The 25838-nt window shown below is 68.4% G+C and carries 19 protein-coding genes; 5 read left to right on the top strand and 14 right to left on the bottom strand.

Translation table 11 applies throughout. The features are described 5' to 3' along the window. Nucleotides 1-25 precede the first annotated feature (25 nt). The 6 genes from AC07PF_RS14250 to mfd form a co-directional block, all read right to left on the bottom strand. The gene (locus tag AC07PF_RS14250) at nucleotides 26-1006 is read right to left on the bottom strand and encodes a Bug family tripartite tricarboxylate transporter substrate binding protein (RefSeq protein ID WP_494612312.1); all 981 of its coding nucleotides are present in this window, start codon (nucleotides 1004-1006) and stop codon (nucleotides 26-28) included. 166 nt (nucleotides 1007-1172) lie between these two features. After that, complete coding sequence (locus tag AC07PF_RS14245) at nucleotides 1173-1667, bottom strand: RidA family protein (protein WP_494612311.1); 495 nt, start codon at nucleotides 1665-1667, stop codon at nucleotides 1173-1175. After that, nucleotides 1664-2581: a PhzF family phenazine biosynthesis protein gene (locus AC07PF_RS14240; protein WP_494612310.1), complete on the bottom strand. Its 918-nt coding sequence runs from the start codon at nucleotides 2579-2581 to the stop codon at nucleotides 1664-1666. Before AC07PF_RS14240 ends, AC07PF_RS14245 begins: the two co-directional genes overlap by 4 nt. Further along, complete coding sequence (locus AC07PF_RS14235) at nucleotides 2574-3563, bottom strand: Bug family tripartite tricarboxylate transporter substrate binding protein (protein WP_494612309.1); 990 nt, start codon at nucleotides 3561-3563, stop codon at nucleotides 2574-2576. The genes AC07PF_RS14240 and AC07PF_RS14235 overlap by 8 nt, the downstream gene beginning before the upstream one ends. Nucleotides 3564-3670: 107 nt before the next feature. Beyond that, nucleotides 3671-4453 (bottom strand): helix-turn-helix transcriptional regulator, encoded by a 783-nt coding sequence (locus AC07PF_RS14230; protein WP_494612308.1) that lies wholly within the window; start codon nucleotides 4451-4453, stop codon nucleotides 3671-3673. 52 nt (nucleotides 4454-4505) lie between these two features. Continuing rightward, nucleotides 4506-7985, bottom strand: a complete 3480-nt coding sequence (gene mfd / locus AC07PF_RS14225) for a transcription-repair coupling factor (protein WP_007851506.1) — start codon at nucleotides 7983-7985, stop codon at nucleotides 4506-4508. Between the two features lie 255 nt (nucleotides 7986-8240). Between mfd and AC07PF_RS14220 the strand changes: the two genes are divergently transcribed. Genes AC07PF_RS14220 through ispF form a run of 3 tightly spaced genes read left to right on the top strand, consistent with a single transcriptional unit; the run spans nucleotide 8241 to nucleotide 11646 of the window. Further along, nucleotides 8241-10172 (top strand): DUF4253 domain-containing protein, encoded by a 1932-nt coding sequence (locus tag AC07PF_RS14220; protein ID WP_494612307.1) that lies wholly within the window; start codon nucleotides 8241-8243, stop codon nucleotides 10170-10172. Nucleotides 10173-10218: 46 nt separating this feature from the next. Next, the gene (locus tag AC07PF_RS14215; RefSeq protein WP_494612306.1) at nucleotides 10219-11133 is read left to right on the top strand and encodes an IspD/TarI family cytidylyltransferase; all 915 of its coding nucleotides are present in this window, start codon (nucleotides 10219-10221) and stop codon (nucleotides 11131-11133) included. 33 nt (nucleotides 11134-11166) lie between these two features. Continuing rightward, nucleotides 11167-11646, top strand: coding sequence for a 2-C-methyl-D-erythritol 2,4-cyclodiphosphate synthase (gene ispF / locus AC07PF_RS14210; protein ID WP_494612305.1), 480 nt, complete (start codon nucleotides 11167-11169; stop codon nucleotides 11644-11646). Here ispF and AC07PF_RS14205 read toward each other — a convergent pair. Beyond that, nucleotides 11634-12299: a pyridoxamine 5'-phosphate oxidase family protein gene (locus AC07PF_RS14205; protein ID WP_494612304.1), complete on the bottom strand. Its 666-nt coding sequence runs from the start codon at nucleotides 12297-12299 to the stop codon at nucleotides 11634-11636. The genes ispF and AC07PF_RS14205 overlap by 13 nt on opposite strands. Nucleotides 12300-12409: 110 nt before the next feature. Between AC07PF_RS14205 and pdxR the strand changes: the two genes are divergently transcribed. Beyond that, nucleotides 12410-13870 (top strand): MocR-like pyridoxine biosynthesis transcription factor PdxR, encoded by a 1461-nt coding sequence (gene pdxR, locus AC07PF_RS14200; protein WP_494612303.1) that lies wholly within the window; start codon nucleotides 12410-12412, stop codon nucleotides 13868-13870. 223 nt (nucleotides 13871-14093) lie between these two features. Here pdxR and AC07PF_RS14195 read toward each other — a convergent pair whose 3' ends face one another. The 5 genes from AC07PF_RS14195 to AC07PF_RS14175 form a co-directional block, all read right to left on the bottom strand. Further along, a complete protein-coding gene (locus tag AC07PF_RS14195; RefSeq protein ID WP_494612302.1) occupies nucleotides 14094-16319 on the bottom strand; it encodes a hypothetical protein in 2226 nt (741 codons plus the stop codon). Nucleotides 16320-16382: 63 nt separating this feature from the next. Then, nucleotides 16383-17573 (bottom strand): MFS transporter, encoded by a 1191-nt coding sequence (locus AC07PF_RS14190; protein WP_494612301.1) that lies wholly within the window; start codon nucleotides 17571-17573, stop codon nucleotides 16383-16385. A gap of 419 nt (nucleotides 17574-17992) precedes the next feature. Next, nucleotides 17993-20056: an elongation factor G gene (fusA, locus tag AC07PF_RS14185; protein WP_007850791.1), complete on the bottom strand. Its 2064-nt coding sequence runs from the start codon at nucleotides 20054-20056 to the stop codon at nucleotides 17993-17995. 362 nt (nucleotides 20057-20418) lie between these two features. After that, nucleotides 20419-21411 (bottom strand): Bug family tripartite tricarboxylate transporter substrate binding protein, encoded by a 993-nt coding sequence (locus AC07PF_RS14180; protein ID WP_007850787.1) that lies wholly within the window; start codon nucleotides 21409-21411, stop codon nucleotides 20419-20421. A gap of 14 nt (nucleotides 21412-21425) precedes the next feature. Beyond that, a complete protein-coding gene (locus tag AC07PF_RS14175; RefSeq protein WP_494612300.1) occupies nucleotides 21426-22454 on the bottom strand; it encodes a porin in 1029 nt (342 codons plus the stop codon). A gap of 201 nt (nucleotides 22455-22655) precedes the next feature. Here AC07PF_RS14175 and AC07PF_RS14170 point away from each other — a divergent pair, with 201 nt between their 5' ends. Next, nucleotides 22656-24032, top strand: coding sequence for a class-II fumarase/aspartase family protein (locus AC07PF_RS14170; protein WP_494612299.1), 1377 nt, complete (start codon nucleotides 22656-22658; stop codon nucleotides 24030-24032). Here AC07PF_RS14170 and AC07PF_RS14165 read toward each other — a convergent pair. Both AC07PF_RS14165 and AC07PF_RS14160 read right to left on the bottom strand, forming a co-directional pair. Then, nucleotides 24024-25154, bottom strand: a complete 1131-nt coding sequence (locus AC07PF_RS14165; RefSeq protein WP_494612298.1) for a GntR family transcriptional regulator — start codon at nucleotides 25152-25154, stop codon at nucleotides 24024-24026. The genes AC07PF_RS14170 and AC07PF_RS14165 overlap by 9 nt on opposite strands. Before the next feature lie 87 nt (nucleotides 25155-25241). After that, the gene (locus AC07PF_RS14160; RefSeq protein WP_494612297.1) at nucleotides 25242-25805 is read right to left on the bottom strand and encodes a DUF6891 domain-containing protein; all 564 of its coding nucleotides are present in this window, start codon (nucleotides 25803-25805) and stop codon (nucleotides 25242-25244) included. Nucleotides 25806-25838: the final 33 nt, after the last annotated feature.

Raw genomic sequence — 25838 nt, 5'->3', positions numbered from 1 at the left:
GTCCAGAGCTGCCACTGTCAAGGCGCTACTGCGGCACCAGCCCGGCCGCCTTCACCAGCTCCGCATGGACCTTGATTTCCTGCGTGATCGCGTCCTTGAGCTGCTGGCTGGTGCCGGGCGCCACTTCCATGCCGCTGGCGGCCAGCTTGGCCTTGGTGTCGGCATCGGCCAGGGCGGCGTGCGCGGCGCGCTGCAGCCGGTCGATGATGGGCTGGGGTGTCTTGGCCGGGGCGAGCAGGCCGACCCAGGCCGACAGGTTCATCTCGGGTGCGCCGGCTTCGGCCATGGTGGGGGTCTGGGGCAGGGTGCCTGTGCGCTGCGCCGCCATCAGCCCAAGCGCATGCAGCTTGCCCGACTGGATGTGCGGCAGCGCCTCGGGCAGCACGGCGAACAGCATGTCCACCGTGCCGGCCAGGGCGTCGTTGATGGCCGGGGCGCCGCCCTTGTAGGGCACGTGCAGCAGGTCGGTCTTGGTGCGGGTGGTGAACATCAGCCCCGCCAGGTGCTGCGGGCTGCCGTCGCCCGATGAGGCGTAGGTGAGCTTGCCGGGTGCGGCCTTGGCGGCGGCCAGCACGGCGGCGACGGTGGGGAATTTCTGCTTGTCCTTGACCACCAGCACCATAGGCTGGTTGACGAACTTGGTGACGGGCACGAAGTCGGCTTCAGGATCGTAGGGCAGGGTCTTGAAAATGCTCTTGTTGGTGGTGAGGAACGAGGCCGGCGAGACCATCAGCGTGTAGCCGTCGGGCGCGGCGCGCGACACCAGCGGTGTGCCGATCTGCCCGGATGCCCCCGCCTTGTTGTCCACCACGAAAGGCTGGCCCAGCTCGGCCGCCATCTTCTGCGTGACCACGCGCGCGATCATGTCGGCGCTGCCGCCCGCGGGCAGGGCCACGATGACCTTGACGGGGCGGTCGGGGTAGGGCGCCTGTGCGAAGGCGCTGGCTGTGCTGCCCATGGCGAGCGTGGCCAGGGTGAGTGTGAAGACAGAGCGCCGAAGTTGCATGACAAAAACTCCCCAAAGGAATGGAACAGGGCAGGCGCGCTTTCTTGCAAGCCTGCGTCAATCGGTTTGCGTACCCACGATCCTCACCTGAATGAGGTATAGCGCAGGTCGATGGGTTCAAGCAAGTCCTGTACCAAAGGGGTGTGGGGAACCGGCGCCGCGGCCCTCAGGCTGGGTCCACCACCGCATCGACCTCCAGCTCGATCCACACCCCATCGGGCAGGCTGGCCACGCCGATGGCGCTGCGGGCCGGCAGTGCCTGCTGCGGGAAGGCAATGGCCAGCACGTCGGACGCGGCGTCGAGCACCTGGGGATGTGCGCCGAAGCCCGGCGCGGAGCGCACGAAGCCGCGCAGGCGCACCACGTGCTGCACGCGGGCCAGCTCGCCGCCGCAGGCGGTGCGCAGCGCGGCCAGGGTGTTGAGCATGGCCACGGTGGCCGCATGGCGCGCGGGCTGCAGGTCGCCGCCTGCCTCGCAGATGCCGGCCAGGGCCTGGCCGGCGATGCGGCTGGTCTGGCCGCTCACGGCCACCCAGCGCTGGCCCGCCACCGCGTGCACATGGCAGGGTGCGTAGCTGCCGCGCGGCTGGGGCGCGGGTGGCAGTGCCAGGCCCGCGGCGGCCAGGCGATCTTCGGGCGTGGTGGGCACGTGCTTGTTCATGCCGCACCCTCCACCACTTCGCCGCTGAGCCAGCAGCCGGCCACGTTGCCCTGGGCGTCGAAGCGCGGCCGCACGGCGATGGCCGAGGGGCTGCCCATGGCATCGCCCTGGCGCACGGTGCACACCACGGGCTGGGCGGGGCTGCCCACGGGGATGGTGCCGGCGGCGGCCAGGTGGCCCCACAGGGCGGCAGCGGCGATGCCGGTGGCGGCATCTTCGGGGTAGCCGGACTTGCGCGGGAACTGGCGCGCGAACACGGTGGGTTCTGCCACCGGCCCGCCGGCCTGCAGCGCATAGGGGTACAGGCCGGTGGAGGCGATGGCGTCGCAGGTGGACTCCATGGCCGCGAAGTCCGGCGCCAGTGCCTGCAGCGCGGCCACTTCGGGCAGGGGCACCAGGGTCTTCACGCGGCTGGTGGCGGCGTTGGTGGTGGGCCGGGGTGTGGCGTCGTGAAGGCGCAGGGTGCGGGCCACCAGGGCGGCAGCGCTGGCGTCCAGCACCTCTTCGCGCACGGCGGGCTGCGATATCCACACGCGCTGGCCTGCAGCGTCCCACTCCACGTCCACCAGGCCGCTCATCGTCTGCACACGGGCCGTGGGCGTGGTCCACAGGCCCCAGCGGCGCAATGCCCACAGCGTGCCCACGGTGGCGTGGCCGCACATCTCCATCTCGTGGTGCGGCACGAAAAAGCGCAGGCGCCAGTCGGCGCCGGGCACATCGGCCGGCAGCACGAAGGCCGACTCGTGCCCATGGGCACGGGCCACCTCCTGCATCTGCGCGGCATCCATGCCGCGCGCATCGGCCACCAGCGGCACGGGGTTGCCGCCGCCCGGGCCGTTGACGAACACGCGGATCAGAACGACCTGGCTGGCGGCAGGCAGCGAGGCGGGAAAGGGGAGGGTGTGCTCAGTCAACGCGGGCTCCTACGGTCTTGGCGATGCGGCCCCAGTAGGCGGTGTCGCGCACCACGGCGGCCTGCAGTGCGTCGGGCGTGCCCGGTGCGGCGTTCACGCCCAGTGCGGCCAGTTCGGCGGCCACGGCGCGGTCGGACAGCACGGCGTTGAGTGCCTGGTTGAAGCGCTCCACCACGGCCTTGGGTGTCTGCGCGGGAAAGACGATGCCGTACCACAGCGACTGATCGAACCCCGGCAGGCCCTGCTGCTGGAAGGTGGGCACGCCAGTGAGCAGTGCATTGGGCGCGGTGGTGGCCACGGCGTGGATGCGGCCCGCGCGGATGTAGGGCACCAGGCCGGCAGGGTTGTCGAACATCAGCTGCACCTGGCCCGAGATCAGGTCGGTGTAGGCCGGTGCCGCGCCGCGGTAGGGGATGTGCACCAGCGGCACCTTGGCCACGGCTTTGAACTGATCGCCCAGCAGGTGCGAGACCGTGCCCGCGCCCACCGAGGCAAAGCTGAAGCCCTCGGGCCTGGCCTTGAGCGCCGCCAGCAGGGCCTTGGTGTCGGGCTTGCCCAGCGCGCCCGTGGTGGCCAGCACATAGGGCGATGTGCCGATGAAGCCGGCATAGGCAAAGTCCTTGGCCGGGTCGAACGGCAGCTTGGGGTACACGCTCACGCTGACCGCGTGGGTGCTGGTGGTGGCCACGCCGGCGGTGTAGCCATCGGCCGGGGCGCGGGCCACCAGGGCCGAGCCCAGGGTGCCGCCGGCGCCTGCGCGGTTGTCGATCACCAGGGGCTGGCCCAGCTCCTTTTGCAGCCGGGGCTGCAGCGCGCGCACCACCAAGTCGGTGCCGCCACCGGCCGGGAAGGGCACGACCAGGGTGATGGGCTTGGCGGGCCAGGCGGGTGTCTGCGCGAGCAAGGGCGCGCAGGTGCCGGCCAGGGCAATGGTCAGCAGGGCGGCCCTGCAGAGGCGGACAATGGGGGGCGAGGCAGGCATGGGGAACTCCATCACGAAGGAGGTCCCATGCTAGGAACCGGCGGGCGATCTGGACAACCAGGATGCGACAGGCCGCGATCCGATTTGCGACAGGCGCCGCAAGCGCGTCAGTGCGCTACGGCTTTCAGCAGGCGCGTGAGGTGGCCGCTGGTCGCAAACCCGAGCTGCACGCTCACCTGCGCCAGCGGCAGGCCCATGGCCAGCAAGCGGCGCGCATGCGCGGCCAGCATCTGCCGGCGCAGCGCCACGGGGCTCTGGCCGAATTCGTCCTGGCAGGCGCGCTGCAGCTGGCGTGTGGAGGTGCCCAGCTCGCAGGCGATGGCATCGATGCCGGGCAGGGGCTCGTTCCAGTCCAGCGCCTGGGCAAAGCGCGCCGCCATCTGCCGTGCGGGGGAGCGGGGCCGCGCCAGTTCCAGCGGGCGGGCGCGGGTGATCTGCCGCACCACGGCCTGTACCAGCGGCTCGGCGGCGCGCGGGTCGAGGGCGGGGGCCAGCAGCGCGTCCAGCATGGCCAGCGCTGCGGCATCGAGCCGCAGGGCACCCCGGCCGGTGAGCGCACGCGCGATCTCGGGCGCCAGGTAGAGCTCGCCGTGCTCCTGCTGCTGTGTGGTGGACTGTGTGCGGTGGGCCGTTGAGACGGGCAGCAGGATGGCTTGGCTGCGCGTGAGCAGCATCTGCTCGAAGCCACCCGCGCCACCCGGTTCGCCTTCCGGCTGCCAGGCGCTGTGCAGCGCGCCCTTGCGCGGCCACAGCAGCATGGCGCAGTCGTGCACATGCCAGTCGAACTCGTAGTGCGCATGGCGGCTGTGGCGCAGCGCAAAGCCCTGGGCCGCCAACTGGGGCAGCTTGGGCGAGAGCTGGGGTGGGCGCGGGGCGGCGGGGCTGGTCATGTCAACAATGCCTTTGCAGGGATCGTGCCAGATGCGCCCGCCGCCTGCAATCTCAGGCGGTGGCCGGCTGCGGCTGCCCCAGCGAGCGCAGGATGTCGCGCACCATCTGGGCGCGGTCCTTGGGGTCCTTGAGCTCGCGTTCGATGCGCAGCTTCTCGTTGCCCGCCAGCTTGATGTGCTTGTTCTTCTGGATCAGCTCGATGATGCGCATCGGGTCGATGGGCGGCTGCGGCTTGAAGGTGATGTTGATGACGCCCGGGGCGGCATCCACTTTGACCACGCCATAGGGCTGGCTTAGCACACGCAGGCGGTGCACGTCGATGAGGGTCTGGGCCTGCGGCGGCAGCTTGCCGAAGCGGTCCACGATCTCTTCGAGCAGGCCGTCGATCTGGTCGGGGTTCTTGGCCGTGGCCAACTTCTTGTAGAACGACAGGCGCAGGTGCACGTCGCCGCAGTAGTCGTCGGGCAGCAGGGCGGGGGCGTGCAGGTTGATGTCGGTGGTGACCGACAGGGGCGAGAGCAGGTCCGGCTCCTTGCCGGCCTTGAGCGCCTTGACGGCTTCGTTGAGCATCTCGTTGTACAGCTGAAAGCCCACCTCCAGCATGTTGCCGCTCTGGTTCTCGCCCAGCACCTCGCCGGCGCCGCGGATCTCCAGGTCGTGCATGGCCAGGTAGAAGCCGCTGCCCAGTTCCTCCATCTGCTGGATGGCGTCCAGGCGCTGGGCGGCGTGCTTGGTCAGGCCCTCGGTGTCGGGCACCATGAGGTAGGCATACGCCTGGTGGTGGCTGCGGCCCACGCGGCCGCGCAGCTGGTGCAGCTGCGCCAGGCCGAACTTGTCGGCGCGGCTCATGATGATGGTGTTGGCCGTGGGCACGTCGATCCCGGTCTCGATGATGGTCGAGCACAAGAGGATGTTGTAGCGCTGGGCCACGAAGTCGCGCATCACGCGTTCGAGCTCGCGCTCGGGCATCTGGCCGTGGGCCACGGCGATGCGGGCTTCGGGCAGGATTTCTTCGAGCTTCTGGCGGCGGTTCTCGATGGTCTCCACCTCGTTGTGCAGGAAGTAGACCTGCCCGCCGCGCTTCAGTTCGCGCAGCACCGCCTCGCGGATCACGCCCGTGCCCTCGTTGCGCACGAAGGTCTTGATCGCCAGGCGCCTCTGCGGGGCGGTGGCGATGACCGACAGGTCGCGCAGGCCTTCGAGCGCCATGCCCAGGGTGCGCGGGATGGGCGTGGCCGTGAGGGTGAGCACGTCCACCTCGGCGCGCAGGGCCTTCATCTGCTCCTTGTGGCGCACGCCGAAGCGGTGCTCCTCGTCGATGATGAGCAGGCCCAGGTTGTGGAACTTGGTGGATTCGGAAAGCAGCTTGTGCGTGCCGACCACGATGTCCACCGTGCCGTCGCCGATGCCCTTGATGGCCGAGGTGATCTCCTTGCCCGAGCGAAAGCGCGACACCTCGGCCACCTTCACCGGCCACTTGCCAAAGCGGTCCACCAGGGTCTGGTAGTGCTGCTCGGCCAGCAGGGTCGTGGGCGCGAGGAAGGCCACCTGCTTGCCGCCCGTGACGGCGACGAAGGCCGCGCGCAGCGCCACCTCGGTCTTGCCGAAGCCCACGTCGCCGCAGACCAGGCGGTCCATGGGGCGGGGGCTGATCATGTCCTGGATCACCGCATGGATGGCGGCGTTCTGGTCGGCGGTTTCCTCAAAGCCGAAGTCGTTGGCAAAGGTCTCGTAGTCCTGCGGGCTGTAGCGGAAGGCATGGCCCTCGCGCGCCGCGCGGCGTGCGTAGATGTTGAGCAGCTCGGCCGCGCTGTCGCGCACCTGCTCGGCGGCCTTGCGCTTGGCCTTTTCCCACTGGCCACTCCCGAGCTTGTGCAGCGGCGCCTCGTCGGCGCTCACGCCGGTGTAGCGGCTGATCAGCTGCAGCTGGCTCACGGGCACGTAGAGCACGGCCTTGTCGGCGTACTCCAGGTGCAGAAACTCCTGCATGGCGGGCGTTCCGTCGGGGTTCTTGTTGCCCACGTCCATGTTGACCAGGCCGCGGTAGCGGCCGATGCCGTGCGCGCTGTGTACCACGGGGTCGCCCACGTTGAGCTCGGCCAGGTCCTTGATCAGCGCCTCGACGTCGCTCACCTGCTCCTGCTTCTTGCGCCGGCGCGTGGTGGGGCCGGCGGCAAACAGCTCGGTCTCGGTGACGAAGTCGATGCCGTCCTCGACCCAGCTGAAGCCCACGGTGAGGCCGGCGGTGGCGATGCCCACCTTTTCGTCGGCCGTGCCCTGGAACTCGGCCAGCGAGTCGAAGGCCGGCGGGTTCACGCCGCTGGCGCGCAGAAAGTCGAGCAGGCTCTCGCGCCGGCCGGCGCTTTCGGCCAGCAGCAGCACGCGGTGTTGCGTGTTGCGGATGTGGGCGTGCAGGCGGGCCAGCGGGTCCTCGGCCCCGCGCACCACCGACAGGTCGCCGAGCTTGTGGAAGTGCGGGTTGTCATCCACGTCCTCCACGCCGGGGCGGATGGACAGCTGCGCATGCTCCTTGGCGCGCGTGTAGAACTGGTCGGCCGAGAGGAACAGCGCCTCGGGCGGCAAGGTCGGGCGCTCGGGGTCGCCCTGCACCAGGCGAAAGCGGTCTTTCGTGTCCTGCCAGAAGCGCTGGAAGGCGGGCTCCAGGTCGCCGTGCAGTACCACGGTGGCTTCGCCGCCCAGGTAGTCGAACACGGTGGCCGTCTCGTCGAAGAACAGCGGCAGGTAGTACTCGATGCCGGCGGTGGCCACGCCAGCGCCCATGTCCTTGTAGATGCGGCTCTTGGTCGGGTCGCCTTCGAGCATTTCGCGCCAGCGGCTGCGGAACTTGGCGCGCGCCTCGTCGTCCATGGGGAACTCGCGGCCGGGCAAGAGGCGCACCTCGGGCACGGGGTACAGGCTGCGCTGGCTGTCGGGGTCGAAGGTGCGGATGCTGTCGATCTCGTTGTCGAACAGGTCCACCCGGAAGGGCACCAGCGAGCCCATGGGGAACAGGTCGATCAGCCCGCCGCGCACCGCGTACTCGCCCGGGCTCACGACCTGGGAGACATGGCTGTAGCCGGCCAGCGTGAGCTGGGCCTTGAACTTCGCCTCGTCGAGCTTTTGCTTGACCTTGAAATGGAAGGTGTAGCCGGCCAGGAAGGACGGCGGGGCGAGGCGGTACAGCGCCGTGGTGGCGGGCACCAGCACTACGTCGGCGCCGGTGTCCTTGTCCTTCTGGCTGATGCGCCACAGCGTGGCCAGGCGCTCGCTGATCAGGTCCTGGTGCGGCGAGAAGGTGTCGTAGGGCAGCGTCTCCCAGTCCGGGAACAGCGCGCAGCGCAGGGTGGGCGCGAAGAACGCCATTTCCTCGATGAGGCGCTGCGCATCGGTGGCATCGGCCGTGACGATGGCGGTGGTGCGGCCCGCTGCCTTGTCACGTTCGGCCAGGCGGGCCAGCAGCAGCGAATCGGCACTGCCCACGGGGCGGGGCAGGGTGAAGCGTTTTCCGGGGGAGAGTTTGGGCAGTTCCATGCGGACGGAGTCGGTCGTCTGGGCCACCGCATCCCCAGGGGCGCGAGACGCGCACGGGCTGGATGGGGGGCAACGGGGCATTTTAGGTGGTGCAGGGCATCTTTGCTCCAGGGTGTGTCAGCATGGATTTCGGCCCCTGCGTACAAGTTGTGACAAGTGCCGCACCGTTGGTCGCCCCTGGCCTTTCACTCGTCGGCCGGCGCTCCTGGCCGCAGGTGGGCGTCTTACACTCCCGCGCCAGGAGGAGGAAGCCCCTTGAGCACACTGAGCACGCAGCACCTGCACGACCGGCATCTGGACAGCGCCCTGGACGAACTGCTGGCCAATGCCCGACTGGCCGCCGTGGCCGGCCACGCGGGCGAGGCCCTGGCCGCGCTCTACCTGCTGCTGCAGCGCGAAGGCGCATGGCGTCTGCCGGCGCATGGCGCGCTGGTGACGCAGGTGCAGCGGCTGCTGCCCCTGGTGGCCCTGCTGGCCGGCAAGGCTTGCCCTGCGGTGGGCGAGCAGGAGGCGATGGACACCGCGCAACTGGCCGACTGGGCCAGCGAGCAGTCCGGGCAACTGCTGCAGTCCCTGGCCCTGCCGGGCCGCCTGCAGCTGGCGCCCGCAGGCGAGGGCTGGTCGCCCGACTTCCTCGCCACCCTGGTGCAGCGCCAGGGTGCGGCGGGCGAGCCGCAGCCGCACCGGGCTTTTGGCGTTTTTTGCATGGATGCAGAGCTGGTGCTCAAGACGCGCATCGCCCGGCAGTGGGGTACGGCATCGCAGGCCATGGGCGACGAGGTGCCCACAGCCGACGACCTGATCGCCCTGGGCCTGCCCGAAGACGAGGTGGCCGCCATGCTGGCGCAGCTGCAGTCGGCCGGCCAGATCGACGTTGCGCCCGTGGCCGAGGCCACGGACACCTTGGACATCGCGCGTGCCATGGCCGGCTACCTGCGTGCCACGGGCTTTGCCGGTGGCTACCTGGTGCACAGCATCTGGCAGGCCAGCTGGCTGTTGCTGGCAGGGCAGGGGCGTGAGGGCGACGCCACCGAGGTGGCAGCCGCCTGGCTGGCCCACGACGCACCGGCCGCTGCCAGCGGGCTGCTCGACCTGGCCGTGGTGCCTGCCACTGGCCAGCTGCTGCGCGCGGGCCGCCTGGCGCAGGCCGTGGGCGTGGATGCGCAGGCCGTGGCCGCATGGCGTGCGGCCCTGGCTACCCGAGCGGCCCCTGCACCTGGGGCCGTGCCTGCACCGCCCGTGGTGGTGGCGGGCACGCCCACGGAGTCGCGCGACGCCTGGCGGGCCCGCCTGCAGGGCACGCCGCTGGCGGTACTCGACTGGCTGGCGCTGCCGGTACCTGGCCATGCGGGCGCGGCCAGTGGCGAAATTGCCTGGGCGGCCCAGGCGCCCGTGCTGGAACGCGAGGCGCTGTGGCAGGCGGCGCGCACGCTGGTGGAGCTGGGCAGCGGCCGCTGGCCCGTGGTGACGACCCTCTGGACCGGGAGCACCGAGGCACCGGACGCCGAGGCACTGGCTGAAGACCTGTTCATGCGCTTCCCCTATGAGCAGGGTGCGGCGCGCGACGATGTGTCGCCCCGTTCCTTTGTCTCGACCGCGCGCGGCTTCGACCCCGAAGACCTGCTGGCCGAGCTGGTGGAGGGCTCGTACCCCCTGGAGGAAGAGGACCAGTTGCAGGCCTGGCGCGGCGAACTCGCGGCGGCAGGTGTCTCGCCCGACGCAGCAGGGTTCGACGCCGCCTGGGCCGACTGTGCGGGCGACCGCCTGCGCTTCGAGCACTGGCTGGCCGCGCTCGAAGCATCCCATGGCGCCGCCGACCCTGAGCGCGGCCGCCAGGAGCGCTTCGACCCCGACAACGCCTGGCTGGTGCTGCTGCCCACGCCCCACAGCGAAGAAGCGCTGGCCTACCTGCACTGGTACGGCATGGAGCGCGGCCCCGCCGACGGCTTCATCGCGCTGCTGCGCCGCTGGCGCGAGCAGCACGGCGCCGAGCTGTGGGCCCACTACGGCACCATGCTCGAATTCGCGGTGCGCCGGCCGCCCGAAGACTTCGACACCGCCCTGGCGCTGGCACGCGAGCACGACCTGGCCGCGCCCTGCACCCTGGCCCTGCCCGGCATCGCGCTGCGCCACCATGCGCTGGGGCTGGTCGGGCATGGCACCTGGTTCCTGCACGAGCGGCCTTGAGGCACCGGGCGTGGAACGGGGTCAACGCTCTTAAAATGGCCCCCTCATGACCATCGACCCGCTGCTGCAACCCTCGCTCGCCACCCCGCACGCCCCCACGTCGGGGCCGGGGCGCTTCTGGGCCCTGGTGCCCTGTGCGGGTACGGGCTCGCGCGCGGTGGCGGCGCCCCCTGCGGCACCGGCGGGCTCCACCATCTCGGCCTTCGGCGCGCTGGCCGGGGCCGCGGGCGAGCCCCTTGCGCCAGCCCCGCAGCAGTTGCCCAAGCAGTACCACCTGGTGGCGGGCCACCCCATGGTCATGCACACGCTGGCCGCCTTTGCGGGCGTGGGCCGCCTGGCCGGCACGCTGGTGGCCGTGGCACCGGGCGATCGCTACCTGGATGCGCACGAGCACCCCTCGTACTTCGTGGTGGATTGCGGGGGCCCCACGCGCGCAGCCACCGTGCAGGGCGGCCTCAGGGCATTGCAGGAGCGGGGCGCCCAGCGCGATGACTGGGTGCTGGTGCACGATGCGGCGCGATGCCTGGTCACGGCCGAGCAGATCGACCGGCTCATCGATGCCTGCGCGCACGATTCCGTGGGCGGCCTGCTGGCCCATCAACTGGCCGACACGCTCAAGACCTCCATCGACGGGCCCGGCGGCGTGCGCGTGGCCTCTACGGTGGACCGCAGCAACAAGTGGCTGGCGCAGACACCGCAGATGTTCCGCATCGGCCCCCTGCTCGACGCACTGGCCAAGGTGGGTACCAACGTGACCGACGAGGCCAGCGCCATGGAAGCCATGGGCCTGCACCCGCGCCTGGTGCCCGGCGGCGCGCAGAACTTCAAGGTCACCTACCCCGACGACTTCGCGCTGGCCGAGGCCGTGCTGGCCCAGCGCGGCTACGGCACCACGCTGTCGCGCTTTGGCGGCGAGCGCGGGCTGGGTGCCAGCGAGACCGGTCGCAAGACGATTTTTTAAGCCGCCCCGTGTGGGTGCGGGACAAAGGAACACATGAATTTCAGGATTGGCGAGGGTTGGGATACGCACGCTTTGGTGCCCGGGCGCGCTCTGGTGATCGGCGGCGTGACCATTCCCCACACCATGGGACTGCTCGGCCATTCCGATGCCGACGTGCTGCTGCACGCCATCACCGACGCCATCCTGGGTGCGGCAGGCTTGGGCGACATCGGGCGGCATTTCCCGGACACCGACGCCCAGTTCCGCGGGGTCGACTCGGCCGTGCTGCTGGCCGAGGCCGCGCGCCGCGTGCGTGCCGCGGGCTACACCATCGGCAATGTCGACAGCACCGTGGTGGCCCAGGCCCCGCGCCTGGCTGCGCACATCCCGGGCATGCGCGAGTGCATTGCCAAGGCGCTGGGGGTGGAGCCCGACCAGGTCAACGTGAAGGCCAAGACAGCCGAGCGACTGGGCCCCGTGGGGCAGGGCCTGGCGATGGAAGCGCGGGCGGCTGCGCTGATCTACAAGGCCTGAGCTTCGGCAGCCCAGGCGGCCACATAGCCTGGCGTGGCCACCGTGTTCAGCGGGTCGGCCACGGGCGCGCCGCGCACCTGCACCAGCGGCAGCACGCCGGCCCACACCGGGTGCTGCATGTCTTCTTCATCGTCCACCGGCGGGCCGCTGCGCACCTTGCAGGCGGCTTCATCGAGGGCGATGCGCATCACGGTGGTGGCGGCAAACTCCTTGTCGTTGCCTGGGCGGATCTCGGCTTGGCGGCCCAGGGCCAGGTGGTCCATCAGCGCCGCCAGCGATGCGTGCTTGTCGGCCACGGGCTCGAAGCGGCCATACACCATGGCCGAGCGGTAGTTCATCGAGTGGTTGAAGGCCGAGCGCGCCAGCACCAGCCCGTCGAGGTGGGTAATGGTCACGCAGGCGTCGATGCCTTTGCCCAGCCACTTGATCAGGCGCCCGCCGTTGGAGCCATGGATGTAAAGGTGCTCCCCTTCGCGCCAGCAGGCCGTGGGGAGGCAGTGCGTGCCCTTGTCGTCGGCAAAGGCTACATGGCACAGGTAGGCCGCGTCGATGATGGCGTGCAGCGTGGCGCGGTCGTAGCGGGCGTTCTCGGCCACGCGGCGCACGCGGGTGCGGTCGGTCGGGGGCAGGGCGGTGGCAGGTGTGTCGTTCACGGGGCGTTTTTCCGATCAGGAGTAGGTCAACAAGGGAGCGGAATTTAGGGCCTTCGTGGTGCCAGAATAAGACCCACGACACCACTATTTTTTAGGGCCACAGAAACGCCATGGAATTCCAGCTGCTGTTCACCGCCTTCCAGGCGCAACCGGCGCACGCCCGCTGGCCGCAGCAGCGCCAGCTGCACGAGTGCCTGCGCCAGGGCATCCGCAGCGGCACCCTGGCCAGCGGCGCACGCCTGCCCGCCAGCCGCGCGCTGGCCGCCGAGCTGGGCGTGGCGCGCAACAGCGTGCTCTACGCCTACGAGCAATTGGCGAGCGAGGGCTTCATCCTCGCCAGCCGGCGCGGCAGCGTGGTGGCACCCCTGGCCGGGCGGCTGGCGGCCGCCGAGCCGCGGCAGGATGCACCCGCACCGCGTGCCAGCCTGTCGCGGCGCGCGCAGAACATGCCGGCGCTGCCGGGCTCCGAAACCTCGGCCGCGTTCGCCCCGGGCGTGCCGGCGCTGGGCGATTTCCCGGTGCTGCGCTGGCGGCGCACGCTGGACAAGGCCTGGGCCTCGCTCAAGCCCGCAGAGCTCAACTATGCCGACCCGGCGGGCGAGCCCGCGCTGCGCGAGGCGATTGCCGGTCACCTGCGCGTGGCGCGCGGCGCGCTGGTGGAGGCCACGCAAGTCTTCATCACCGACGGCACGCAAAGCAGCCTGGACCTCGCCGCCCGCGCATTTGCCGATGCGGGCGACAAGGTGTGGATGGAGAACCCCGGCTACCAGGGCGCGGTGGCGGCCTTCCGCGCGGCGCAGCTCAAGACGGTGGGCATCGTGGTCGACGGCGAGGGCATGGCACCCACCGCCAGCGACTGGCTGCGCCAGCGTCCACGGCTCATCTACACCACGCCCTCGCACCAGTACCCGGTGGGCAGCGTGCTGAGCCTGGCGCGGCGCCTGGCGCTGATCGACGGCGCACGCCAGGCCGGCGCCCTGGTGGTCGAGGACGACTACGACAGCGAGTTCCGCCACGACGGCCCGCCCATGGCCTGCATGCAGGGCCTGGCCCCCGATGCACCCGTGGTCTACCTGGGCACCTTCAGCAAAACGTTTTTCCCGGGCCTGCGCATCGGCTTCATGGTGGTGCCCACGGCCCTGGCGCCCGCGCTGGCCCTGCTGCTGGACCGCGCGGCACCGCGCGGGCGCACGGCCGAGCAGCGCGCGCTGGCCGAGTTCATCGTGAGCGGCCAGTTCGCCCTGCACCTGCGGCGCATGCGCCGCCTGTACCGCCAGCGCCGCGACGCGCTGGTGGCCGCGCTGGCGCAGCACCTGGGCGACGTGGCCAGCGTGCACGGCGGCACGGCCGGCATGCACCTGGCCCTGCGCCTGCACGATGGCGCGGCCGACGACGTGGCGCTGAGCGCGCGCCTCATGGCGCAGCAGGGCATCATGGCCCCGGCCCTGAGCCTGCACGCCGTGGGCCTGCGCGCCCAGCCCTGGCGCGGCTTTCTGCTGGGCTATGCGCAGGTGCCGGTGGAGGTCATTGAGCCGCTGGTGAAAAAGCTGGCGGGCGTGGTGCGGGGCTGAACCGCTGAACGCTCACGCTGCGAGGATAGGGTGGCAGACCCTTCCTCCCGGATTTCTCGGTCTGCTGGGCAATGCGCTGAAGGACATACTCGTTGTTTGGGCTCGTTATGAAGGTGCTGGGTCCCCGGGGGGAGTGAGAGTTCGGGCGTGGTGTTTGAGCTCTGCGTAAGACGCGGGGGGGATAGCCGAAAACCTCGGCCCTTGCGGCCCAGCAGCGTCGTTTTCAGCGTTGGGGAACCGTGCCATCCAGTGGTGACCAAACAAGCTCTTGCTCAATGACATCGATGAGTCGTGAAGCTGAGAAGCCGTCCTTATAGAGCGACCAGTTTGAGTATTCTGGCAGTGACTGTCCACTGTCTACACGCGCCTCTCGCTTGCTGCTGAACAAACCTTCAGGATCGTTGAGCCACTGTCGGTCGTCTCTCAAGGCAACGATCATTTCTTCCAGGGATACCTTGAGGTATCCGTTGAAGCGCACGTGATCGAATTCGATAGAGGTATCGACAATCCAGCCGGTGACACCGGCCGTAGCTGATGAATCAGGAAACCCCAAGGCTGCAGAGAACTCGGTGTCGAGGGCAAGCGCGCGTTCCACAGCGCGTACTTTTCTTTCAATTTGCAAGCCGGCCTTGCGCAGCGTCGATGTCCTGTGCATCCATGCTTCTCTGGTCGAGCGGCGCATGAATGTCGACTTGACCTCCAGCACAAGCACTTGCCCGTCTCTGGCGCACACCAAGTCGATTTCACCCGGGTCTTCATCGTCCAGCTTGGCTGGCTGATAGTTGGGTACCACGCGAAATCCTCGTTGTTCCAGTTGCTGACCCAGCCGACTCTCAATGCGTTGCGTTTCCTCGCGGGCCTCCCGTCGGTGTGCTCCAATGCGCCTTAGATTGTTGATGGCAGCGGTCGCGTTGTTTTGCAATGCCATCATCCAAGGTAGCTGGAACAGGCAGGAGCCAATCTTCAAAATGGGACGCTCAAGCAGGTCCGGGATGTGCCCCGGCGTCTTGTTCCTTGAGCGATCTGCCATGACGTTCCAGTCGCTCGTCCAGAAATCCAGAATGGCTTCCGCTGCCAGTGAACTTCCTCGAGGCTCCCGCTCTGTCGCTGTCCATGCCTTGATGCGAGAGATTTTGGTCTGCCTGTCTGACCAAGTGATGGGAAAGCGATTCTGCGATTCCTTGCTGCGCAGACCGTCAAAAGCCAGTTGGCCCAGCGCCAGCTTCGGATCACCAACCGATGTGAGTGCTTTGACAAACGGCTGCAAGAAGTCAACGATGTAGAACACTGTCATGAGCTCTAGAGCAAGAATGGCACGGAATCCGTCCACCGTTAGACCCGTGTCAGTCGTGATGGACTCAGCGACCCCGTAGACTTCCTGCAGATGCAACCAAGTGCCCTTTGCCTTTGCAAACGCCTGAAGGTTGGCGTCAAGATTGCTCGGGCCAATCCGGGCAAGTAGTTCTGGTGAAGCCATCAGTGCGTTCATGCCCCGAAAGAGCCAGTACTGGTGCAGCCGATTGAGCTTCTCACTCTCCTTCGCGCGAACCGCGCCGCGGTTTGGGTCGCGTTCCTCTATCTCCAGGCGATCACCGTGCCGCACGAACTGGATGCCGTCGTCGTAGCTAAAGGCATCGGCGGACTGGCCGATGAAGCTCTTCAGTTCGACTCTGCCTACAACAGTGCGGATGAACGAGGCATATAGATCAATTTTGGGCGCATTCTCCGAAGGCAAAAGGAATGGAGTGAGGTGCTCTCGCAGCGAAAAGGCGAGCGTCTTTTCATCAAGCTGAAGTTGGTCTGGGCTGCAGGTCTGCAATTTCCAAACCAGAACTTCATTGATGGCATCCCAGTGGGCTTGTATGTCAGTGTCTGCGTGATCGTTGGTCAAGCCTAGGGCAGGAGGAACCAAGTACTCAAAGGCATACAGACTTGCGTAAGCAAGCAGCTCAACAGGCGCCAGATCGGAAAGTGGTGCTTGGCTTCGGCTCACCTCACTGAGCCTCAACTTGTGTGCCCTTTCGAAGATTCGGAAGGTCTCAACGAAGTCCGCGAAGGAGTCGGGATGGGTAAGTGCAAGGTCTTCAAACTCCTGCCAGCGACGGGAGGACTGTTTGAGCACCAGCCCGGAATACCTTGCTGCACGATGGAGCGCAGCAGGCGATTTGGACGCTACATGTGGCAGAAGTTCCTTCGCTGGAGCCCCGCCGTCAAGTGCCAGGTATCTGGCCAAGCAAAGGACCAACGGCTCCTGCTCCCAACAGGACGGAGGTAGTGCTCGGATAAAGCTGCAGGTCCAGAAGGCGGCGTGACGCTCGGCTGCGGTTGCTTTGGAGTTTCGCGTAGGCTTTCCATCCAACAGCGCATCGGCAACTGTTTGAGCTGCCTTTTCTACGCTTGATGTTTGGTGAAGCGCTTTGGCGAAGAGGTTTTCAAAGTACTCGTTCAAAACCCCACCCTCACTGGTTTGTGTTGATCGGCATAGCGCGCTATGCGAAGAAGGCAGAGAAGCTCAGCGACGATGGATCAGAGGAGACATCGGCAGGAGCCGGAAGGCCAGCGAAGCCAGCGCCAGCCAGGCCGCAATGGCCAGGCACACCGTCTGGTAGGGCTCGACGCCCCATCGCCCGGCCCAGGCGGCCACCACGCCGGTCACCGATTGCATCAGGGCCACGCCCAGGAACATGGACATGGTGTACAGCGACAGTGCGCGCCCGGTCATCTCGGCCGGATAGGAGGCGCGTGCGTCGCTGTACTGCAGCACGCCATAGCCGGACAACAGCCCCATGAGTAAGATGAGCGCCACGGTGGCAGCACCATGGTGCAGGAAGGCCAGCACCGCGAACAGGCTGGCCATCAGCAGCGAGGCGTTGCCGATCCAGGCGCGGCGCCGGTGGATGCCCGGGTCCATGCGCCCGAACGCAGCCGGGGTGAAGACCGCAATCAACGAAAGGACCAGCGCCACGTTGCCGCTGTCCAGCAGTGAGAAGCCAAAACGTTCGGTCAACAAGGGCCCCAGCCACAGGCCGCGCAGCGTGAGGAACGCGGCATAGCACGACATGCCGAGCACCACGATGCCCCAGGTGTGCGGTACGGTGAGCAACTCGGCAAAGCGCGCGAGCGACTGGCCCCAGCTTTCCTGGGGAGTGGGCGGTGCATCAGGGACCACTGGCTCATGCACCAGCGCGAAAATCAGCAGCCACGACAGCGCGCTCAGCACGGCGAGCACGCCGAAGCCCGTGCGCCATCCCCAGTGCTGCACCACCCAGGCCAGCGGTGTGCCCGTGAAGATCAGGCCCAGGCTGCCCACGCCCATGCTTACGCCCGAGTAGAAGGCAAAGCGCTCGACCGAAAAATACCGTGCAATGAACAGCGTGCACGCCACGAACGCCGGTGAGTAGCCGACCCCGATCAGCACCTGCCCCGCCATCAGCCAGCCATGGCTGGGCGCCAGCGCCGACAGGGCGGCCCCGGCAATGCCCAGCGGCGCGGCCGCGAGCACCGTGCGGCGCAGGCCATAGCGGTCCAGGCCAATGCCCATGAGCAGTTGCGCCACGCCGAACGACAGGCCGAACAGCCCGGCAAACGCGCCCAGCGACGAGGCCCCCAGGCCAAAGTCTGCCTGCAGCCCCTGGGCCACGATGGAGGCGGTGGTGCGGTAGGCCTGGCTGAGTGCGAAGCCTGACAGCAGTGCCAGGAGCATCAGCCAGAGGGGTTGTGTACGTGGTGAGGGGTGGGACTTGGGAGAAGAAGGCTGCGGTGGCATGCAGGGATTGTGCAGTGCGCGGGCTTGGGGCGCAGGGAACTGGTTGGTGATCCCCTGGGCGGCTTCGCTGATTCATTCTGCGCTTCCCGCTCTGGCAGGTGGTACCACCATGAACCTCCTTGAATCCCATTCAGATCGGGTCATTTGGCAAATTAAAGTCGAAGGCCGCTTCGCGCGTGTGAAAGCAAAGCGATAGGGTTGCCTGAGCGGCCAGCCTGTCCTGCAAGATCGCGTCTGCCTCATCTTCGGATCGCTGCGAGAGAGACAGCAAAGAACAGCCGGGTCGCTCGGCAACACGCTGCTGTGGGCACACAGGACATCGCGGTCGAATGGCGCTGCGCTTTTGCTAGCGCCTGCTAGTCGTCTTCGCGCACCCGGTACTGCCCCATCAGCGTCTGCTGGACGGCCGGCGGCACGGCCTCGTAGTGCGACAACGCGATGGTGTAGCGGCCCTGGCCGCTGGTCATCGCATTGAGCCGCGACTGGTAGTTGGCCATCTCAGCCTCGGGCACCTGCCCGCCGATGGCCACCGTGCCGGCACCCAAGCCCGACGATGTGCCGGTGACCATGCCGCGCCGCAACGACAGATCACTCGTGACGTCGCCAACGGAAAGCTCGGGCACGGCGATCTCGATCTGGACGATAGGCTCGAGCACGGCCGGCCGGGCCTCGCGAATCGCCGCCATGAAGGCCTTGCGGCCGGCGGTCGCAAAGGCGATGTCCTTGCTGTCCACGCTGTGGTGCTTTCCGTCGTACACCACGACGCGCACATCGACCACGGGGTAGCCGGCGATCGCGCCGCACGCCAGCACCTCGCGCACGCCTTTCTCGACGGCGGGGATGAACTGGCCCGGGATCGTGCCGCCCCTGACTTCATCGGCGAACTCGAAGCCCGCGCCGCGCGCGAGCGGCTCGATGCGCAGGAAGACTTCGGCGAACTGGCCGGCGCCGCCGCTCTGCTTCTTGTGGCGGTGGTGGCCTTCGGCCGGCGCGGTCACGGTCTCGCGGTAGGCGATGCGCGGTGGCCGCGTCTGGACCTCGAAGCGGTACACCTCGCGCAGTCGTTCGAGCACGATGCGCAGGTGCAGCTCGCCCAGCCCGTAGAGCACCGTCTCGTTGGTCGCGGCCACGTGCTCGATGCGCAGGCATGGGTCTTCGGCTGCGAGCTTGCCCAAGATCTCCCAGGCGCGCTGCTCGTCGCCATGGCGCTTGGGCTCCACGGCCAGGCCGTACACCGGTACCGGAAACGCCAGCGGCGCAAGATGCACATGGCTGTCTTCCTCCGCATCGTGCAGCACGGCATCGAAATGGATCTCGTCGACCTTGGCCACCGCCACGATGTCGCCCGGCGCCGCGTGCGACACCTCGACATGGTCCTTGCCCTGGAGCATGAACAAATGCCCCACCTTGAAGGGCTTGCGGCCGTCGCCGATGTAGAGCTGGCTGTCGCGCGTGACCGTGCCCTGGTGCACGCGGAAGATGCCCATCTTGCCGAAAAAGGGGTCGATCGTGACCTTGAACACATGCGCCAGCACGTGCAGCGTCGGGTCAGGCTTGGCCTCCATGGGCATGGCCTCTGCGCCCTCGCCAACGATGAAGCTCGGCGGGTTGGCTTCGGTCGGATCGGGCAAGAGCTTGACGATCACGTCCAGCAACTCGGCCACGCCGGCGCCGCTGCGCGACGAGACGAAGCACACCGGGATCAGGTGACCTTCGCGCAGCGCCTGCTCGAGCGGCGCGTGCAACTCGGACGGGTCCACGTCGCCTTCCTCAAGGTAGCGGTCGACAAAGGCCGCATCGACCTCGACCACCTGCTCGACCAGCGCGCGGTGCGACGCCTCGACGGGGCCGAAGTCGGAGCGCCCGAAGCGGTTGAAGAAGCAGTCGATCACCTGTCGGTTGACCCCGTCGGGCAGGTTCAGCGGCAGGCACTCGCGGCCGAAGGTCGCCTGAATGTCGGCCAAGAGGCCCGCCAGCGAGACGCCCTGCGCGTCGATCTTGTTGACGATGATCATGCGGGTGAGGTGGCGCGAGGCCGCGTACGCCATCATGCGCACCGCCATCGGCTCGATGCCGGTGGCGGCATTGATGACCACCGCCACCGTCTCGACCGCCTCCAGCGCCGGCAGGCTCTGGCCGAGGAAGTCGGGGCCGCCGGGCGTGTCGATGAAGTGGATGCGCGTGCCGCCATGCGTGAGGTGCATCACCGATGCATTGAGCGAGTGCTGCATGCGGCGCTCCAGCGGGTCGTGGTCGCTGACGGTGCTGCCGCGCTCGATGCTGCCGCAAGCGCCGATGGCGCCCGCTTTGTACAGCAAGGCCTCGGCCAGCGAAGTCTTGCCGGCGGCCGCGGCGCCCACGAGCGCCAACGTTCGCACGGCTTTCATTTCGGCCGCGAGGCCGTTCGATCGGCTTGGCATGGTTGGACTCCTTTGCACGTCCGGAAGGCCGGCCCGGCGGCCCGAAAGGGCTCAAGCGTTGCGTGTGGACGTCGGGGCAGCGTACGGGATTGGCCGCGCTGATGCAAGTGGATTGCGCCGCCGACTTCCACTACCTGACCGGCATGCATGCCGCGTTGACCGCCCCCTTGTTGCCAGCGTGCACAGACCAAAGCCCGGCTGCTATGGCCAGCCGCTGGGAAAAAAACTGGCGGGCATGATGGAAGGGCCCCATCGGAACCTGACACAGCCCGCCACAGCGACCAAGGCACCACCAAAGCCACCAGGAGAGTGCAGTGCCTTGCGCAAACGAAACGGTCCGCGGCCTGGCCGCGCCGCGGTCGTCACTCCATCGTGATCTTGGAGCTGGTCACGATGTCCCGGTACAGCGCGGCCTGCGGCTTGATGAAGGCCTTGAACTCGGGCCCGGCCATCGGCGCCACGGTGATGCCTGCGTCCAGCAGCTTTTGGCGCAGCTCGGGCTGGGCCAGCGTCTCCTTCAGGGCCTTGTCGTAGGCAGACACGGTGGCGGTGGGTGTGCCGGCCTTGAGGAACAGGCCTTGCCACAGTGGCAGGGCCATGCCGGTGAAGCCGTCTTCCTCGCCGATGCGCTTCACGTCGGGCAACTGGGGCACGCGCACGGTGTCGGACACCGACAGGGCCTTGATCTTGCCGTCCTTGAGGAAAGGCATGGCCGTGGACAGCACCAGCATGGCGCTGTTCACCTGGCCACCCACCAGGTCGTTGGTGATGTGCGTGCCACCGCGGTAGGGCACGTGCAGCATGGACACCTGGGCCTGCTTGTTGATCAGTGCGCCGTACAGGTGCTGCATGGTGCCGATGCCCGGCGTGGCGAAGTTGATGCTGTCCTTGCCGCCCTTGCGCAGCGCGGTGACCAGGTCGGTCAGGCTGGTGTAGGGCGCGGCCTTGGGCACGGCGAAGACCATGGGCACGGTGCTCATGCGGCCCACGGGCACCAGGTCGTTCTCCCAGTCGAGCTTGACCTTGGCGTTGACCATGGGCACCACCACCGTGTCGGTGCCGCCCATGTAGAGCAGGCTGCCGTCGGTGGGGCCGCCCAGCACGCGCTGCGCGGCCAGCATGCCGCTGGCGCCGGCCACGTTCTCGATGATGACGGTGCGCGCCAGGCGCTTGCCCAGCTCCGCACCCACGATGCGCGCCACCAGGTCGGCGCTGCCGCCGGCCGAGTAGCCCACGATGAGCGAGATGGGCTTGCTGTTGTTGCTGCTGTCGCCCTGGGCGCGTGCCACCAGTGCGGGTGCGAGTGCGCCGGCGGTGATGGCGCCCGCCTGGCTCAGGAGTTGTCTGCGTTGCATGGCATGCCTCCTGGTCAGAACGTGTGCTTCACGCCGAAATCGATCGCCGTGGTGCGGGTGAGCCCGTCGCGTTGGGCCGTGCCCAGATTGGTGTAGAGCAAAGTGCGCTTGCTCAGGTCGTACTGCAGGCCCAGGCCGATCATCTGCGAATCGAGGTGGGTGGCGGGCTTGAGGCTGCCGTACATGATGTAGGTGCGGCCAAAGCTCAGCGGCACCAGGGCCGAGACGCTGTAGGCCGTGGCATCGCCGTTGAGCCCGCCCTTGGCGCGTGTGTAGCTGGCCTTGGCCTGCACCACGCCGAAATCGTAGCCGCCGGCCACCAGCGCCATGTGGGTGCTGGAGTCGAGCCGGTCGAAGGCCGCGCCCAGCCACACCGGGCCATTCTTGTACTGCAGGTTGCCCGAGGTGGCGTTGCTGCGCGTGCCCTCGCCCAGGGCGGCGGCGATCTCGGCGCTCACGCCCGCGATGGTGGGCGACTTGTAGCCGACCGTGTTGGCCCAGCGGATGTTGGAAGCCTCCACCGTGGCGGCCACCGGCGTGTAGTTGGCGTAGGTGTAGGCCGAGCCGAGTTGGCTCACATAGCTCCAGTAGGTCGGGTCGGCGTTCAGCGCCACGGTGTAGGCGGCCGAGTATTCGCGGCCGGCATACACCTCGCCCCAGTCCTTGCTGCCCACGGCCACCACCGAGCGGCCCAGCCAGTACACGCTGGCGTTGCTGGGTGCGCCGGTGTCGGCGGCGAAGCGGTGCTCCAGCTGAAAGCGCGCGTACAGGCCGCCACCCATGTCCTCGCGCGCCGCAAAGCCCAGGCGCGAGGTGTTGCCAGCCTTGAGCGTCCACACCAGCGGCGTCACGCCGCGGCCGGGCAGCAGTGCACCCGGCGTGGTGCCGCCGTTGGCGCGCGCCAGGCCCTGGTCGACGATGCCGTAGATGGTGAGCGAGGACTGCGCCTGCGCTGCACTGCAGGCGCCAAGGCCGGCCAGGGCCAGCAGCAGGGCGAGAGGGGTGGAGCAGGCGAGGGTGCCTGCCGGGGAATGTCGTGTCATGGATCTGTCTCCGATTGGATGGGGTTTGTGGCTGACGGGCAAATTGTATGTATTGAATTTGAATTGTGCAATACAATGCAATTCAATCGATGCAGCGCCCATAGCGACAAGCGACTTAAGGCGGGCCGGTTTTCATAGATAAATCAATACAATACAAGTGCAATCCAGGGACATACCCTAGGTTGTATGAACGGAGCACACATGGCGGTCGGAATGTTCGAATCCTTCATCACGGGCCACTGGTTCAGCGCACAGGCCAAGGCCCTGTGGAGCGATGGAGCCACCCTGCAGGCCTGGCTGGACGTGGAGGCCGCGCTGGCCCGCGCGCAGGCCGAGCTGGGCGTGATCCCGCCCGAGGCGGCGCCGGTGATTGCCGCGAACGCGCGTGCCGAGCTGTTCGACCTGCCGCAGCTGGCCGAGGCGATCGCCTTTGCCCAGCACCCGCTGGTGCCGGTGCTGCACCGCTTCGAGGCGCTGTGCGGCGAGCCGGCGGCCGGCTACATCCACTGGGGGGCGACCACGCAGAACATCTTCGACACGGCCAGCGCGCTGCAGATGCAGCGCACGCACGCATTGCTGGCGGGCCACCTGGATGGCGCCATCGACGCGCTGGCCGCGCTGGCCCTGGCGCACCGGGCCACGCCCATGGCCGGGCGCACGCATGGCCAGCATGCGCTGCCGATGACGCTGGGCTTCAAGCTCGCGGGCTGGGTGGACGAGCTCGGCCGCAGCCGCCAGCGCCTGGCGGAGCGGCTGGCCACCTCCTTCCCGGCCAGCATGGGCGGCGCCATCGGCACCTTTGCGGCCACGGGGCCGCTGGGGCCAGCGGTGCAGGCACGGCTGGCCGCGCAACTGGGCCTGCAGCCGGCGGATATGCCGCTGCGCTCGTCCTACGACCGGGTGGGCGACTACGTGGCGGCGCTGGGGCTGCTGGCCGGCACGGCGCAGAAGATCGCACAGGACCTGGTCTTTTTGCAGCGCACCGAGATCGGCGAGGTGGCCGAGGCCTTCCACCTGGGCAAGGTGGGCAGCTCCACCATGGCGCAAAAGCGCAACCCCTCCACCGCCTTGCAACTGGTGAGCCTGGCGCGCATGCTGCGCACGCGCACCCAGGCCGCGCAGGACACCATGGTGCGCATGGACGAGGGCGACTCATCGGCCACCAACGTGGCCGACACCCTGTTGCCCGAGATCGCGATCATCGCCACCTCGGTGGCCGAGACGCTGGCGCGCCTGGCCCGCGGCCTGGTGGTGGACGGGCAGGCCATGGCGCGCAACCTGGGGCTGACGCAGGGGCTGATCGCGTCCGAAGCCGTGATGATGCGGCTGACCCAGCGCATGGGCCGGCACGAGGCGCACCGTTTGCTCTACGCCGCAGCGCAGCGCGCGCAGTCCGAGGGCCTGCCTTTTGTGGACGCGATCCGCGCGCTGCCGCCATTCGAGGGGGGCGCGCTGCCGGCCGACCTGCTGCAGGCGCTGGATGCGGCGGCCTATGTGGGCGAATCGGTCGCGCTCACGGTGCAGACCGTGGCGCGCGTGGCGCGCGTGGCGCGCGTGGCGCCCGGCAGCTCAGGCTAGAGCCGTCACCGATGTGCCCACGCGCCGCACCACCGGCGTGAGGTGCACGCCATAGGGCCGGTGGGCATCGGTCCAGCGCGCGGCAATGGCGCTGTGCAGCGCCTCTACCTGGTCGGCCACGCTGCAGCCCACCACGTCGAAGAAGTCGGCATGCTCGTTGGCCAGGTCGGTGCGGCCCAGCAGCACCACGCTCAGCCGCGCGGGCACGGCGATGCCGGCCTGGGCCAGCAGGCGCTGGAAGAGGGCCCCGTCCTCGATGCCCCAGGCCACCAGGGCGCTGAAGGGCAGGGCGCCGGCGGCATCGGCACGGGATTGCAGCTGCTGCACCAGGCGCGCGGTGTAGTCCTCGTGCGGCAGCGTGTCCTGCGTGATCTCGGTCAGCTCCAACCCGGGCAGGGTGTGCTGCAGATGGGCAAAGCGCCGCCGACCGAGTTGGGTGGCCAGAAAAGGATGCGCCGTGGTGGCATAGGCGATGCGACGGTGCCCTTGCTGCACCAGCTGTTCGATGGCTGCGGCCAGCGGTTCGCCCCATTCGGTACCCACGGCCTCCACGTCAGCACCCACCAGCGCTGCGCCATCGACGGCCAGCACCTCGCACTTGTCGCGCAGCGCGGCCAGCAGGGCGATGGGGATGGCCTTGAAGGTGGACTGCACCACGCAGGCATCGAAGCGCGGCAGGCCCTTGAGCACCGTGAGCGCATGGTCGGGGTCGGTGTACGACAGCTCCAGCACCCGGTGGCCCTCGGCCGCCAGGCGGCGCTGCAGCCCCTCCACCAGAACCCGCCCGCGGGCGATGCTGATGGAGCGGCGCAGCAGGAGCACGGATTTCACGGTGGGCTGCACCGTGCTGGCGGGAGTGGCCCTGGCCCGTTGTGGTTCCCCGTCGGCCAGTACGGCCGCGGGCGGGCGCGCGCCCGCGCCGCGGAAGTAGGTGCCCCTGCCCACCTGCGAATCGATCAGGCCCCGGTCCTTGAGGCCCTGGAAGGCGCGCTGCACCAGCATCTGCGAGGCGCCAAAGCGCTTCATCAGCTCGCGGATGGTGGGTAGCCGGTCGCCGGGGTGGGCCTCGTGGGCCAATTGGTCCAGGAACTGTTCAAGATCGGGCGGGGAGCTGCTGCGCATGGTGTCCATACAATACACCACAAATTGCATGGAATCGCCGCCAGCGTGGCCCAGGGCGGGCGTTCTGGGAAGGGGCGGCCGCCGCCTTCAGCGCCGCTTCCAGTCGAACGCCGTGATGTGGATGCGCTGGTTGAACGTGCCGTCCCACTGCACCTGCAGCCCGGCGCGCTGCAGCTCTTCGGCGACCAGCCTGCCGATGCGCGGACCCTCTGTGTCCTCCGTGCGCGCATCCATCGGGCCAAAGGCCAGGAACAGCCCCCCGCCGTCCACGGCGCGTGCCAGGTCCTGCCCGTGGTAGAAGCAATAGCCCACGACGCGCGACCGGTCCGGCGCATCGGCATGGGCCTCCCGCACATCGCTGTAGCCATCGCTTTGCGTGTACCCGGCGTTGTGCAGCGCGATCACGCCGCGCTGTGCCAGCGCCTTGAACGCAGCATCGAGCCGGTTGCAGTCGGTGGTGGCGGGCCAGCTGTTCTTGGCCTGCTCGTGCTCATGTACGGCCGCATCCACAGCCTGCTCGACAGCGTCGGCATCGAGCTCACCGGGTGCGTACATCTCCTCGGTGAGGATTTCGACGATGCGCTCGCGGTCTTCGAAGCCGCCACGCACAAGGCCCTGGATTTCTCGGAGCACGTCGGGATCAAGGGCCATGGCGGGTCTTGGCAAGGGGACAGTGGAGGGGGG

The organism is Acidovorax sp. GW821-FHT10A04, from assembly GCF_059415825.1.
The sequence above is the reverse complement of the archived record's forward strand: the minus strand, read 5'-3'. Positions and strand labels throughout refer to the sequence as shown.